The organism is Geminocystis sp. NIES-3709 (assembly GCF_001548115.1).
Lineage (GTDB): Bacteria > Cyanobacteriota > Cyanobacteriia > Cyanobacteriales > Cyanobacteriaceae > Geminocystis.
Map to the genome: position 1 here is coordinate 872,715 of NZ_AP014821.1, position 16,086 is coordinate 888,800.

Below are 16,086 nucleotides of genomic sequence, written 5' to 3' on the forward strand. Positions count from 1 at the left end.
TTAAAGAAAATAAGTGCCTTTATACAGTTAATCATAATTCTTGCTTATATAATTCTCAACCTAGGAAAGTAAATACCCATTGGCGATAAAATACACAAATTAATTTACTGGATTCTTTAATATAGTTCTTAAATAATAGCTATGTCTTTTTTCACTATTTCATAGTTATAAATTCCCGCAATTAAGTTGAATCTTAACCCAAATCTTTTTCTTTTATTTCTATATTTTTCTGATAGTATTCTAAATATTTTAAGTTTTCTATTTACATGTTCAATTACGATTCTTTGTCGATTTAACTCTCTATTTTTTCTTTTTTCTTCTTGGGTTAACTTTCTTTTTTTTGTTTTCTTTTTTGGTATTTCGCTTAATTTATGAATTTTTTCTATACCTTGATAACCTTTGTCTACTAAACACTTTATTTTTTCACTTAATGGTAATCTACTGTTTTTAAAAATTTTAAAATCATGTTCTCTTCCTCGTCCATTTACATAACAAATTATTTCCAAGGTATCTTTATTAACTACTAATTGTGCTTTAAATGTATGTTCCTTCTTTTTGCCACTATAGTAAATTTTTTGTCTTTTTTTTGGTCTTTCGATTGCTATTTCAGTAACATCTATTAATACTGCCTTAATTTCATTCTCTTTTTTTATCAATTCTTTTTTACCACCTAGGGAAAAATAACCTGATTTGAGCAAGATTTTTTCAATTTTATGAACTGTTCTACAAACCGTTGATTCTGAGATATTCCAGTACTCTGATATGTGAAAATAAGTTCGATATTCTCTCAAATATTCCAAGGTTACTAAAATCTGCTCGGACACTGTTAATTTGCTTTTCCTTCCTCTTTTGTGATTGTTTTGTTCTTTTTTGACTATTTCTACTAAAAGATTATAGGTTTCTTTTTTTACTCCAAATCTCCTTTTAAACTTTTCTGGCTTTAATTTTTTTATTCTCTCAAGTTTCATAATTAAATCTTATACTTAAGGTATCCTCCATCGCCCAAAATTATAGATTATTCTGGTTAATCCTATCTCGTATTTAATTTTGCAAGAGGTCTGATGAAACAAAGAGAAACAGCGAACTCCTAACTCCTAATTCTTAACTAACCTTTGCTAATAGCTTAATTATTTCTTCGGCGGCAGATTCTCCAGTACGCACTGCACCATCAAAAAAACCTCCCCAACGCTCGGCTATTTCTGTTCCCGCCCAATGAATACGTCCCACAGGAGCAGTGAGGGCTTCACCAAAAGTTGTCCATACTCCCGGAGGCATAAAAGCGGCATATCCTCCTCCTACCCAAGGCTCTCCCGGCCAGTTAACTTCATCATAGGTAGCTGGAGACAAGGCTTCATCACCGAAAAACATTGCTAAATCGGAAAGAACACCCAAACGACGATCGTCTGCATTCATCAATGACCAATCTTTATATCGATCGCCGACAACAAAAGAAGCTATTACCCCCACACCAGTTTCAGGATCTGAACTATCAGCACATAGCTCAATCCATTTACAATTACCCAAACCAATCCCTGCAAAACCTTTTTCTCTCCAGAAAGGTCGATCGTAAGAGATTAAAAGTTTAGCACAAGATCCCATCGGGACTCGTTGAGTCAGTTGTTCCCGTAAAGAAGGCATGGGAGGATCATAGATAATTCGACCGGCTAAGTGAGGAGGCGTGGCGACAATAGCGTACTTACCTGTAAATTGTCCTTTGGTAGTTTGAACTTTAACACCTTCTGAGTTCTGAGAAATGCCTATCACCGGTTCACCTACACGAATGCAATCCCCTAATTCTTGGGCTATTTTTTCGGGAATTTGTCCAGCACCTCCATGTAAAAGTTCTGCTTCGGGATGTTCTGCCTGAGAAGCACATTTATGTCCCCAAAGAACGTGTAAAAGGGAAACTTGATGAGGCTCTGCAGGGCCTAAGAAACCCACTGCACGAGACATATAAGAAAAATACCAATGTCCGAAAGCGGTATGAGTATTTTCTTCAATCCATTGAGCGAAGGTTTGACTATCTAGTTTTTTATTGTGAGCATTGCTAGTAGGATGTCCATTAGGTAAAGCTTGAGCAAGAGCATCAAAAGATTTCCATGCTTTCATGGCATCGCTCCATTCTTCCTCACTAATGGGAGGGGCTTCTCCTTCTGGCACACCTTGAAAAAAACCATTAAATTCGTAACGTTTCCCTTCAAAAATCAGAACTTTTTGTCCTTCTGAATAAGTGGGAAAACGGCGTATTTCATATTCATCTAATAGGGCAAGAAAACGATCTTGAGTCGGCCCAACCCATTGGCCACCTCGATCAATCCATTGTCCTGACGGTAAGTATTCACCGTACATCCGCCCCCCAATTCTTTGTTGAGCTTCAATGACTAAAACAGTATGATTAGAACGAGATAAATTACGAGCGGCTATTAGTCCAGATAGTCCAGAACCGATAATAATACAGTCATATATCATGGCTTCTTTTTGAGACATAAAAATTTTTTAGATAGAATTTAGCTCATTATAACCATCAACAAGAGCTAACACGCCTATTTTTACCTCAGTTCAATGCAAAATATGCAAGTAGCAATAAATATTACTTATTAGGTATTAGGTAAATAATTGATGAAAAACTGTTAACAATTGATTTTACTTAGATTAATTTAATTAAATAATTTAATCAGATTTGGTATTTTTAGAACCTAAAACCTACCTATATCAAGGATTTTTCCTCGAACTCAGGTATTTTTATAGGGAAAAAAACTATTTTTGCAAAAGCCTGAAAAAGCTAAAAAATGATCTAAAAGCTAAAAAGAATGGAATATATTGTGATTAAAGTTATTATGCGTAACAGCGATCGTGCTTCCAGTGGTACGAATTTCCATGAGACTATCTTTTTCTGCATCAAATCCGCTAATTCCATCATGATCGATCGCTAAAAAGTATCTTGTTGTTGTACCTAATCGTAACAATGCCGCCGTATCTAATCCAAAGGCAGTAGTACTCAACGCATTATTAATACTAGAAACATTAAGTACATTACCACTCATAATCAATTGGGAATTTTGGTTAAATTTAATTAAACCAGTAATAGAGTTATCTGTAAGAATTTTGTCTCCATGAGTAACATTAAAATCCATAATCAGATCATACATTGGTTGAGTTGTGGTTGGACCGAATAGAGAATCTTGATAGTTACGATAATCATATTGATCAGTACCAGTACTGCCAGTAAGGGTATCTCGTCCTAAACCACCGCTCATGTAATCATTTCCTGCCCCTCCATTCAGACTATCATTATCATCTCCACCGAATAATAGATCATCACCATTGCCACCATTTAACAAATCATTACCACTACTACCAAGTAATATATCGTTCCCATCACTAGCATCAACAGTGTCATTCCCATCGCCACCGATCATCAAATCATCCCCTTTATAGCCGTAAAGAATATCATTAGCACCTTTACCATAGATAAGATCGTTGCCATTGACGGTGATTCCATTAATTTTTTGAGAAGGATTTGTTCCTTTAAGAATATCACTGCGTACTTGATTATTTATATCGCCTTCCATTGTTGAATCATAGATAATTGGCGTATTTCCTACATGAACAAAAGCGATCGCAGTGTTAGAACGAAGATTAGGGGAATCAAGGGTATCTCCATCAGTGACATTAAAAGAAATACTACGGATTCCGAGATTATTACTAGCGGTAAAATTAATATTTTGAATAAGAGTATCTGCTTCCGTGTCACTGAGATCTTTTGTAAAGTTGATCACTAAGGGTTTTCCATCTTCACCATTATTAACAAGATCGATCGAGCCTATATCAAATCCCCCTATAGAAAGAGTATTACCTGTCACAGAAACACCAGATCCAAAGGACAGAGTATCACCACTACTTACACCTATACCGCCAAGAGACACAGTAAAAATGCCCCCAGATTTCAAGCCTTGACGATCGAACATTATGGCATCTCCACCTTGATCAATAACCGTTGTGCCACCGGGTAAAATACTAACAGCATCACCTTCTAGATTGTCAATAATGGGAGGGGCATTAACTTCCGTAATTACAGCAGAAATATCGATCGTGTTAGCTGACCAAATACTACTACCACCTACAATACTAAGATCCTTAAGATTGCTAATATTGGTGTTGGCACTAAGAGGAATAGGCTGATAACTGTCGGCTAAATGAACTTGTAACGGTGCGGGAGTGCCACTAAAATCAGGATTTGGTTTAAAACGAATTTTGGCATTGCGACTTAAAACTAAAGCAGAAATATTACTTAAAGTAGTGGGAATATTATACCAAACAGTACTACTACTTGCGATGGCATATTGCCAAACCCCTTGAGTGGAAGCATTAGCTGTATTACCAACAATAGCAATTCCTGCAAAAGCAGTGGAAGAACTACCTTGATTAGATATTTGATTATCCGCCGAATCATCGTAGTTAGGCTGTAAAAGAGTGCCAATTAATGCACCTGGAGGATTAGTATTAGTTTGTAAGACTGGATCTATTTGAGGTGAACCACTGGCGATCGGAGCATCATTAACAGGGGTTACAGTTATATTAATTTCACGAGTTACAAGATTTGTAGTTGAACCAAGGGGAGATTGTCCTGTGTTACCTAAATCATCAATGACTATTTTTAATCGATTATTGCCTCCATTCGTGGTGTTGTAGTCTTGACTTCCTTGATAAATTAGACTTGCTAAGGCATTATTAAGATCTGTCTCTGCGCCTCGCAACGTGACAAAATTTGAGCCATTGCCATTAACAACGGTTAATCCATTGATATTACTTAAAGTAAAAATACCGTTATTAGTTAAAGTACTATTCTGATCCACTAGAGATAAAGTAACTTCTAATTCTTGTCCAAAATCGTCACGATCGTCAAAAGAAATACTATTGATACCTGAAAAGTTAAAGGGAGTATCTTCTATGGCAGTAATAGCTAGAGGACTAATAATATCAGATGGTTCGTTTATGTTGCTAACATTAATAATAATTTGTTTATTAACAGTAATACCATTACCAAAACCACCGATCGCAATACCACCGTTAGCATTATCAAACACGGTTATATCAAGGATTGCACTTTGCTCGGAGTTAGAATTAGAAGGGCTATAACTTAAACCATCAATAACACTGTTAATATCTTCTTTTGTCCCTCTTAAAGTAATAGATGATGAATTATTACCACTAATAATTAAGGATGGATATAATAAGGGATTATTGAGAGTCAAACTACCATCAGGATTACCATTTTTAGTAACGGTGAGTGTCATGGTAAAGTCGTTATTCCCACCATATAAAAGATCAACCATATCATCAATGGTAATACCATTAGGTTGGGCATTACTATCGCTAAAGGTTATATTTGTGCCACTATCTAAAGTTTGAGTACCCGGAATAGCTAATGTAGGAGTATCGTTGACAGGAATTACAGTAGTCTCAAGAATATTAGTGCTACCTGCGATCGGAGTAGTACCACCATTAGTAGTGGTATCAATATTTACCCTTACTGCTCCATTAGTGAAACCAGAGACATAGGTATTATCTAATGCTCGAACTTCCAAAGGAGTAGGATTGCCGTTATAGTCAGGGATAGGGATAAAACGCAGTTGTGTAATCGTACTTAAGGAGATCGCATTAGTACCATCATTAACCACACCAATATTAAACCAATTTATCCCATTCGTAGAATATTGCCATGTACCCTCTGTGAGAGAATTAGCGGTGTTACCTACCACTGCTATGCCGTTAAAACTTGCGGTAGAAATATCCGCATCACTAAACAATCCACCAAATAAGTTGTTGATGGTTTCTCCTTGAATAGTGTTGTTAACTTGATCTTCCTGAATAGAGGTTAAAACAGAATTTCCCGTAAAACTAGGAGCATCATTAAGGGGAATCACATTAACAGTGGTAGATGATGTTGCAGTTTGTAAACCGCCTTCATTGTCGTTGATAATGATATTAAATACTCTGTTGCCACCTACAGGATCATCGGAAGTATTATTAAAACTGATATTGTTGAGAAGTTGTTGAACTGCTACTGCCGTAGAATCTATACCATTGAAAGTTATGCTTAAGTCTGTACCATTGCCCCCACCAGAAAAAGTGCCGATCGCATTTCCGTTATAACGAATCTCATTACCAATAACAGTAATACCATTAGCTTGGAGGATCGAAAGTTGATCATTGACTGTTACACCAGAAGTATAGACAATAGTTAAAGAACTACCGTTATTATAATCCAAGAGATCGGTATCTGTATTGGTTAAAGTCATCGTAGGGGCGATCGCCACAGGAGAAGCATTTTCAAGATAATTGATGTTACTACCTGTACCTAAAATCGGAGTGTCATTAACGGGTAAAACTTGAACTGTTTTAGTAGTAATATTACTGGTAGCAGATCCATCATTAACTACGATAGAAATAACTCGATCGACATTACTAGGGATCTCGCTACTATTAGTATAAGTGACGCTACGGAGAGCATTTTGCCACTGTGCAAGAGTAGCAGTTTGTCCGACAGAAGTTAAACTTAAAACCCCATTAACATAGTTACCAGTAATATTGCCAAAACTAGGATTATTGTTAAATACCAATATATCTTCAGGTAAAAAGTTAGTAATAGATAATGTGGCAGAAGCTAAAGTTAAATTATCGACATCATCAAGAGTTAAACTACCATCCACGATAATAGGAGTAGAAAGAACATTATTACCCTCAGTAAAAGTTGTTACTCCATTGGATGCGGATACCGTAGGAGGATCATTAACAGGAGTAATATTAACAGTAGTAGAAACAGTGTTAGATAAATTATTCGCTAATTGATTATCATTTATACGATAGGTAATAACTCGATCGAGATTGGTATTGTAGTTACTAGGATTCTCACTGGTAGAGGAATAATTCGTTGTTTGTAGAACTTGTAAAACATTAGCCTTTGTACCCGTAACAGTATAAATTCCATTGCCTTGATTATTAACAACTACTCCTGTCGAGCCTACGGTAAAATCTAATACATCCCCCGTAAAAAAGTCGGTAATGGTGACAGTGGCAGTAAAATTATTCGCCACATTAGGCTCGTTTTGATCAATTTCAATATCTGCGATCGAGGCGATATTTTGTCCTACATTAAAAGAGGTTAAACCTTCTGTATAAGTACCCGTAACAGGAGAAGCAATCAACGAGATAACAGGGGTATCATTAACAGGGGTGATATTAATAGTAACCGTGTCTGTATCAGTTTGATTTTGATTAGGTAAAGCATCAGTGTTTCCTAAATCATCAGTAGTAATAGTAATGCTACCCGTACTGAAATTATTATTATAGTTAGGTGTTGGAGCGAAACTTAAACCATTGAGACGATTATTAATAGTTGTAATAGTACCAGTAAAAGTCATTGTACTATCATTCGTTCCGTCTCCTGTGGTAAAAGTTAATCCTGTGATTGAAGGAAGACTAATTAAGCCATTGGTAGCTGTCAGGGTAACTTGTACAACCAGACTTCCTGCATCTGCATCACTGATAGTTATACGATTACTATTAGTAGCATTAAAAACTCTAGTGGTATCTTCATTGATAGTTTGAGTAGCGGATTGAAGGTTATTAACAGGGGCATCATTAATGGCAATAACATTAATAGTACCATTTAAGATATTAGAGTTTAATGCACCTCCTGAACCAATATTTCCACCGTCATTTAACCTTATATTAAAAGTTCGAGTAGGTAATGCACCAGCGTTAGTGGGATTATCACCATTATTAGAATAAATCAAATTCTCTAATAATGCTTGTACTGCTTGTTTAGTAGCGCTATTATTTAATGTAATAATTAAGTCCGCACCATTACCTCCGCTCGTTGTGCCAATATTTGTACCTTGATAGCTTATATTAGAGCCACTTACACCAATTTGACCGACTCCAGTACCTTGATTGCGTACTCGAAGACGATCGCTGCTTAAGTAAGAGCCTAGTGAGAAGGTGACATTCCCTCCATTAAAATTATTTGCGTCAACATCTATAACCGATGAACCTGTAATTAAAGTTATTCCTGTGGTATTCTCAGTATAGGTTGTTGTACCGGTTATTCCACTAATAATTGGTGCATCATTAACAGGATTAACCACTACAGTAAGATTTGTCGGATTAGCTGCGATCGCCGTTTCTCCACCACGATTATTAGTGTTGATAGTTACCCTAGTATTGTTGCTGGTAAAACCTGAGTTATAGGTATCATCTAAAGCTCGAACTTGCAGAGGGGAAGGTGTACCATTATAATCTTGGACAGGGACAAAACGGATTAAAGTATTAGCTGAAAGGCCAAGAGCATTTCCCATATCGTTGACGACATCAATGGCAAACCAGTTTGTACCACTATTCGTTGAGTATTCCCAAGTTCCTTCAGTAGCACTATTTGCTGTATTACCAATAATTGCTAAACCAGAAAGGAAGGCCGTAGGGCCATCTGGATCGCTAAATAAACCATTAAATAAGGTATTGATCGTTTGTCCATTATTGGTACTAGGATCTTCATTGATAGAAAAACTAGCATTTGCTAAACTAGGAGCATCATTGAAAACTTGTGTAAACTCAACCGTCGTACTAATAACATTAGAAAGATTATTATTGCTTTGAGTATCATTGATTTGATACTGAATATTGCGGGAGGGATTTAATTCTATACCGCCAACTATGTTAGTGGGATTATCACTGACAGAAACATAAGTAGTTGATTGTAAAGCAGATAAAATATTAGCTAAAGTTGCACTAGTACCACTTAAGGTATAGACATCTCCCGTACCATTAACACTAACATTCACTCCTGATGGTAAGGTAAAGGCTAGTTGATCTCCTGTAAAGAAATCACCGATCGTCACTGTAGCGGTTACTAAGTCAGGGAGTTGATTTAAACCAATTTCAATGTCACTGATACTTGTTAAATTTAATCCGACTTGAATAGCTAAGGCATCTTCCACAGTGGTTTGAACAGCTCCGGCTGTGCCATTTAAAACAGGGGCATCATTGATAGAATTAATGGTAGTAGCTAAAGTTGTAGTGTCTCCTGACCAACCACCAGTACCACCGATATTTCCTGTTATATTTTGACCTATACCTGCGGTAAATCCGTTACCATCAGATACTCGGATTGTCAATTCCCCCGGATTACCATAATAATTAAGTGCTGGAACAAAACGTAATTGAGTATTAGGATTTAGTACTAGAGCATTAGTATCATCTAAACCATTAGGAAGGGCAACCCAACCACTGCTACCAGTGTTATATTCCCATGTACCTTGACTCGATATGGAAGTATTCCCAACGATCGCAATACCAGAAAAAGTAGTATCTGCATCTCCTCCTCCAGTGATATTAGTTTGATCATCGGTAGTATCATTATATTTGCTACCAAAAAGGGTTGTTATCGTTGCCCCTGATGGGTTAATAGTGTCTTCATCTACCGCCGTTAAGTTTGCAGATATGAGCGGATTATTGATGATAGGGGCATCATTAACATTCGTGATGGGATTACTGGCGATCGTCACATTATTAATAGACCAAGATCCAGTATTACCAATGCCACCATTACTGGTTAAATTTTTGAGATCGTTACTATTGGTACTAGGGTTTAATACCGAACTACCATCAGCTAATTTAACGGTTAAAGTGCCGGGATTACCAAAGAAATCAGATTCGGGCAGGAAGCGAATTTGTCGATCGCTAGGAATTATTAATGCACTACTATTCGATAATCCATTAACAGGTATATCTGTCCACCCTCCTAAACCATCACTATATTGCCATTTTCCTTGTTCTATAACATAATTAGTACTACCAACGATCGCTACATAACTTAAAGGAGTTTCATCATCATCACCATTGTTAATGGTTTGATCATCTTTACTATCATCATATTGACTGTTGAGTAATCCTAAAAGTTGTGTGCCACTTGGGTTGGTGGTATCTTCGGAAATAGTGGCAATGGAGACAATACCTGAAGTTGCCACAGGAGCATCATTGACGGGAGAAACAGAAGGTTGTAGGATAACTTGATTATTTATATCACTATAACGAGTTGTGCCTCCAGTGGCATTAGCACCACTAAGGTTCATAAAACCACCAGAACTAATAACTGTGCCAGAACTATCAATTAATCTTGTCGTCAACTCTCCCATAGGTGTGCCGTGAAAATCCACCGCCGGTAAAAAACGAATTAAGGCATTATTAGCAAGGATAAGCGCATTATTGAGACTCAATGAAGTACTAATATCTGTCCATAATGTTTCGTTAACTGACCATTGCCATTTACCCTGACTGGGATTATTAGAACTATTTCCGACGATCGCAACCCCTGATAAAGTGTTCGGTGATGAACCTTGATTCGCAGTTTGATTATCTCTCTCATCACTAAATTTAGGGTTAAATAAGTTGAATACGGTATTTCCTGTGGGTGTTGTATCTTCAGGTATAACAGAAGTAACAGGAATAGCATCAATGCGTGTGGGTGCGTCATTAACAGGTCTAACCAGTAGATTAATTATGCGTGTAGTTTCTTTTACTCCGCCTTCTCCAGAGTTCCCATTGTCGTTGGCTACGATCGTTAAAGTTGCAGGAGGATTACTAAAATTAAAACTATTGAGATAATTATTGTAGTCTGTAGAAGGAGTATAGGAAAAACCTGCTAAAACTTGGTTAATTTGAGTGATGGTACCGGTTAAAACAATGGTATCAGTGCCATTAGCCCCTCCCGTAATCAAACTGGTATTAGTTAAATTAATTGCCCCCGTACTAACCGTTAGGGTAACAGTATTATTATTACTATCAAAAGCATCTAAATCTTTAATACTGATTTGAGGAGGATTGCCATTTTTTCCAGTAAATGACGAAGTTTGATCTTCCGTGAGAAAAGCAAAACTAGAGTTATTAGAGGTGATGACTTCTGGTGCATCATTAAGATTAGAAGTCCTGATTAAAACGTTACGAGTAATTGTATTTTCCTGAAAACTTAATCCCGAACCGTTTTGGTTTTGAGTACCACCATTAGCGGATGTCACTACTCCCGTGTTTGGATCATAGAGTCGATCGTCCACCGTTACCCCTAGGGAGATAGTACCATTAACATCAGTATTAACTTGATATTGAAGACTATTGACAGTATTTAAAGCATTGAGTAAATCTGCTAATGTACCCTCAATCACGAGTTTATTTCCAAATATCCCATTATTGGTAACATTTTGATCTGGATAAGGTAGCCCAGTAGTGGGATTAATGAAAGTGATACCAGTGGTGGTATTCAGGGTTAATGCACCATTAGGGTAAGTAATACCTGCAATTAATTGAGGATTAAGAGTTATACGTAATCGATCAACTTCTGGGGAGGATACAACGGAAGTATTCAGATTGAGCAAATCAATATCATCAGGAATGATACCAGTGATATTAATAGGTGTATTACCGAAAAAATCTTGTACTCCCGGAATAGTTAGAGTGGGGACATCATTTCGAGGGTTTACTGTAATTTGATAATCACCATTAATACTACCACCAGCACCATCTCTGACAATAAAAAAGAATTCATCATCATGATTTTCCGAGCCATCATGTTTATATGTAACTCGATCGTTATCTAAATCACCTTGAGTAAAAGCACTACCTACTCCCAAAGCTAAACCATTTAAAAATAAAGTACCATACTTGACATTGCCATTAGGTGCAATAACGTATTGACGCTGAATAGTGGTATTATCAGAATCCTGATAGATTAAACGGGATTCATCTCCTAATATACCGTTAGAACCTTTAATGGTTGCGGTTGCTCCCTCTAAAACAATAAGATCTTTTTTCTCTTGGAAAATAGGAGAATCATTAATAGGTGCAATATCAATTTCTACGGTGGTGACAGCACTAAGGGCATTAGCTTCTCCAGTATTATCATTAGCTTGAATATTAAAACTATCATTAAAATTCTCACTACCATCATGGACATAACGAAATAGATTGCTGTTTAGTTGTGCTTGGGTAATATTAATACTACTTTTATTTAAGTCAGTAATTTGAACAAAACCACTACCTTGATCAACTTCCAAATATCCATAAGTAGGTAAATCAATAATTTGAAAAGTTAAACTATTAGGAGTTGCAAAACCAATTCCTTGTTTCTCCCCTGTGCCATCAACATCACTTAAAGAAAGATAGGTATTGAGACTAGAATCAGGATTAATACCCGTTGTACCACCTTCTCTGACAAAAGGTTTGCCACTAATATTAATATTTGGAGAGTCATTTTGAGGAGTGACATCAATATTAAAAATAAAAGAACTACCATTGTTAGTAACAACATTACTGCCATCACTGACAGTAAACTTAAAATTATCGATAAAGTCTTCATCGCCAGCGTGATCAAAGGTTAATAAACCATCATCTATATCTTTTTGAGTGAAACTATCATAAACTCTTAAGGCAACTCCATTAAGTCTTAAAATGCCACTGGTAGGAAGTTCAGAGATACGTAAAATAATTTCTTCTGACGGTGGATTATCGGGATCTGTCACTTTGAGAAGAGAGTTAGTAATAGTAATACTTGATTCTTCATTTAAGGAAACGGTATTAATAGTTATGCCGATACCTGTATTTGTATCAACGATAGGAGGTTGACTCTGATCTCTCGGTGGAAAATTTTCGCCATTTTCTCCTGAGCCTCTATCTGTATCAGTTTCGATCGTTATGGGAAAAGTAATAGTTTCTAATATATTGCCATTATAAATACCACCCTCTCGCAGAGTAGGGTAAGCTGTAATTTCACTATCTCTTACTTGAAAACTAAAGCTGTCATTAAAAACACCTGCTCCACTTTGAAAGAAACGATACCGAATATTTCCAAGATTAAGATCTTGTTGAGTAAAGGTTGCGCCTAGTAATAATCTTTTTTCTATGCCATTGTCGTTATAAAGTAAATAACCGTCATTGGGAATATCTGTGAGGGTATAGGTTAATTGAGTAACACTAGAATCGGGATCACTAACCTGTAACATTGAAGGAGTGATTGTAACTTGTCTTCCAGTACCATTATTGAGAGTTGTTCCCGTGTTATTGATAAGGAAAGGATCGTCATTGTTTGGGATAATATTAAGATCAATAGTGCTAATCGTTGTCTCTGGAATACCTGTACCACCACCATCGTCGATAACTTCTATGTCAAAACTTTCATTAGGAGGATTACCATTATTAAGATCATTGCCATCATGATCGTAGGTGATGACATCGGTTGATAAAATAGTTAATCCGCCAAGGGGAACAGAATTGATCGCAATACCGTTTACTTTTAGTGTACCTCGATCGGGCAAGGTAAGAATTTTGAGATTATGGGGAGTTCCTCCGTCTTGATCTGGATCTGTAATATTTATGGGTATTGTTACCCCTGTTTCTCCTTCATAAAGAGTTTGTTGTGCTACTGCTGTCGGTAATTGATTTACGGGACTAATAGTAATAGGTATAGTAGTAGATGCGATCGATCCTCCCGCACCATCTTCCACTGTGACATTAAAACTATCAGAAGTAGTGCTTAAAACTTGACTACCATTATGTTGGTATCTTAATTGAGAAATTTGATCGGCGGAAAAAGTTGACCCCACTACAACTTGAATACCATTAAAGGTAAGAATACCCCTACTGGGAAGACTATCAATTTTGATGATTAACTGTTGTTCAACGTTGTCAATATCAACTAGATTAAAGTTGCCACTATTACTAAAACTTCCTTGCCCTCCTTCATCAACCACCAAAGCAGAGGGATTAATAGTTGGAGAATCATTAATAGGGGTGATACTACCAAAAAGTAAAACTTGATTGCTACTATTACTATAGATTTCTGTACCGTTATTGCCAGAGACATTCAGAGTATTACCTGATACCACCGCTCCTAATGAGTCATCAAGAAGACGAGCTGTTAATTTGCCAATGTCACCGTTAAAATCTGGGGTATTAATGACAAAACGAACTGGGGTATCTTTATCCAGTACTAAAGCATTTGTGGTGGTTAAATTTGTAGGAATAGCTATCCAAGTTGTACCATTAAACCATTGCCATGTTCCGTTCAAGTTAGCTTCATTCTGAACGATCGCAACTCCTGTAAATTCATCAGCGATGCTAACTCCTCCATTTTGAATTTGAGCATCCGCCTTATCTTGAAAACCAGCACCAAATAAGGTTATTACTGTAGCTTGACCAGAGCCTGTACTATCTTCATCAGCAAGAAGAATTAAATTAGGTTTGGTAATGTCTCTAGTAGGGGCATCGTTAATGGCATTAATGCTAGTATTAAGTACTATTACATTATCTTCATTGCTATAGATGGTTGTGTCACCGCTAGGAGTTACATTAAAGTCTAATATTGTGCCAGTGGTGACTGCCCCTTGAGAATCTTCAATTAAACGAACAGTAAGATTTCCCGGAGTTCCATTGAAGTCAGAAGTGGGAAGAAAACGAATTAAGGTATTTTTATCTAGTACAAGAGCTTTATCATTGCCTAAATCGTTATCAATATCTATCCATGTTCCATTAAAATATTGCCATTTTCCTTGACTGACAACGGAAGTATTTTGTACAATAGCAACTCCGGCTAATTCGTCCGATGAAGTACCTCCATAAAAGGTGTTGCTGTCTGTACTGTCAGAAAATCGAGAATCAAAAAGATTAAATACAGTTTCTCCGGATGGATTTAGGCTATCTTCATTCACTGGATTAAGAGTAACAGGGCCTTCTCCGAACACTCTGGGAGCGTCGTTAACTCCATTGATAAACGTAGTAATGGTTACTTCATTATCAGAGTTACTGTAAGGGTTAGTACCACCACTGTTATTTGGATCGCTTAAGTCAACTCGATCGCCCCAAGACACTGACAAAGCAACAGAATCATCGATTAAACGAACAGTCAGGGGATCAGGAGAACCATTAAAATGGGTAAAGGGAACAAAACGAATTAAGCTATCTTTATTTAGGACTAAAGCGTTAGTTAAGCCAATAGTCGATTCGATCGTAGTCCAACTTATTCCATTATTATCTGACCATTGCCACTCTCCTTCAAAAAAACTTGATCCATTGGCAACAACGGCAATTCCTGCAAGATTATTTCCATCAATATCGCTAAATTTACCATTAAAAAGATTATCGATCGTATCTCCTAAAATAGAGCTAGAGTCTTGATCTTCCGTCAAAATAGGGGTTAAATCCGGTGCTTCCATACCTCCTATACGAGTGGGGGCATCATTAACTGGATTAACAGTAATATCAATAGTATCTGTGGCGATGGAAAAAGGGGTTTCATTACCATTGATTGTGGTATCCGCAAAACTGCCATTTGTTCCTATAGTTTGATCCCATCCTCGAAAAGTTAAACCATTATTAATAGAGCCATTAAAATTAATAGTATTATTGAGTAGATAAACTCGATCGTTTTCGTCTAAAAGAAGGGCGTTAGATTCGCTAATACCTGTAGCACTTAACCAAGTTGTTCCGTTATTTAAAGAGTAATAGAGAGTGACATTAGGAGAGACTGCCGTAATTGCAATACCTTGTAACGCCCCCGCATCTACATCAGAAATATTGGTTGTAAAGTTACTAACTAAGCTACCCACTACACCAACAGGAAGGGTATCTTCATCAACTGTTAAGTTAAATGTGCCATGAGGAGTTAAAACAGGAGCATCATTAACAGGATTAATGGTAAGATCAACCCCTTGATTGGCATTGGTAAAACCATCATCCGCAGTAATATTTAAACTAGCCGAACCATTGTAATTACTATTAGGATCATAAATTAGACTTTGAAGGGCAGTATTGACATCTGTTTGATTTCCTGAAAACTCGATCGTTGTACCATTATTTTGAGTAATAGTTAATCCAGTCAATGTACCTAAAGAAATACTTCCATTACTAACACTTAGAGTAATGGTAATAGGATTTACTGCACCACTGATATTGAGAGTCGAGAAAGATAATAAGGTATCTTCATTGAAAGTGTACACAAATAAATTAGTGTCGTTAATACTAATAGTCATAACTTGAAAT

Annotated in this window: 3 protein-coding genes; all 3 read right to left on the reverse strand. The window is 36.7% G+C overall.

Features of this window, described 5'->3' with window-relative positions:
- Nucleotides 1–128 precede the first annotated feature (128 nt).
- Nucleotides 129–968, reverse strand: coding sequence for an IS5 family transposase (locus GM3709_RS03770; protein ID WP_082712913.1), 840 nt, complete (start codon nt 966–968; stop codon nt 129–131).
- Between the two features lie 133 nt (nt 969–1,101).
- On the reverse strand, nt 1,102–2,487 hold the full coding sequence (locus tag GM3709_RS03775; RefSeq protein ID WP_066116433.1) for a flavin monoamine oxidase family protein: 1,386 nt from the start codon (nt 2,485–2,487) through the stop codon (nt 1,102–1,104).
- A gap of 314 nt (nt 2,488–2,801) precedes the next feature.
- Nucleotides 2,802–16,076, reverse strand: coding sequence for a cadherin-like domain-containing protein (locus GM3709_RS03780; protein WP_066116435.1), 13,275 nt, complete (start codon nt 16,074–16,076; stop codon nt 2,802–2,804).
- Between the last annotated feature and the right edge of the window lie 10 nt (nt 16,077–16,086).

What these genes read in the sequence shown, in the direction of transcription:
- GM3709_RS03770 (WP_082712913.1), bottom strand. Translation starts at nt 968, where the DNA reads ATGAAACTTGAGAGAATAAAAAAATTAAAGCCAGAAAAGTTTAAAAGG.
- GM3709_RS03775 (WP_066116433.1), bottom strand. Translation starts at nt 2,487, where the DNA reads ATGTCTCAAAAAGAAGCCATGATATATGACTGTATTATTATCGGTTCT.
- GM3709_RS03780 (WP_066116435.1), bottom strand. Translation starts at nt 16,076, where the DNA reads ATGACTATTAGTATTAACGACACTAATTTATTTGTGTACACTTTCAAT.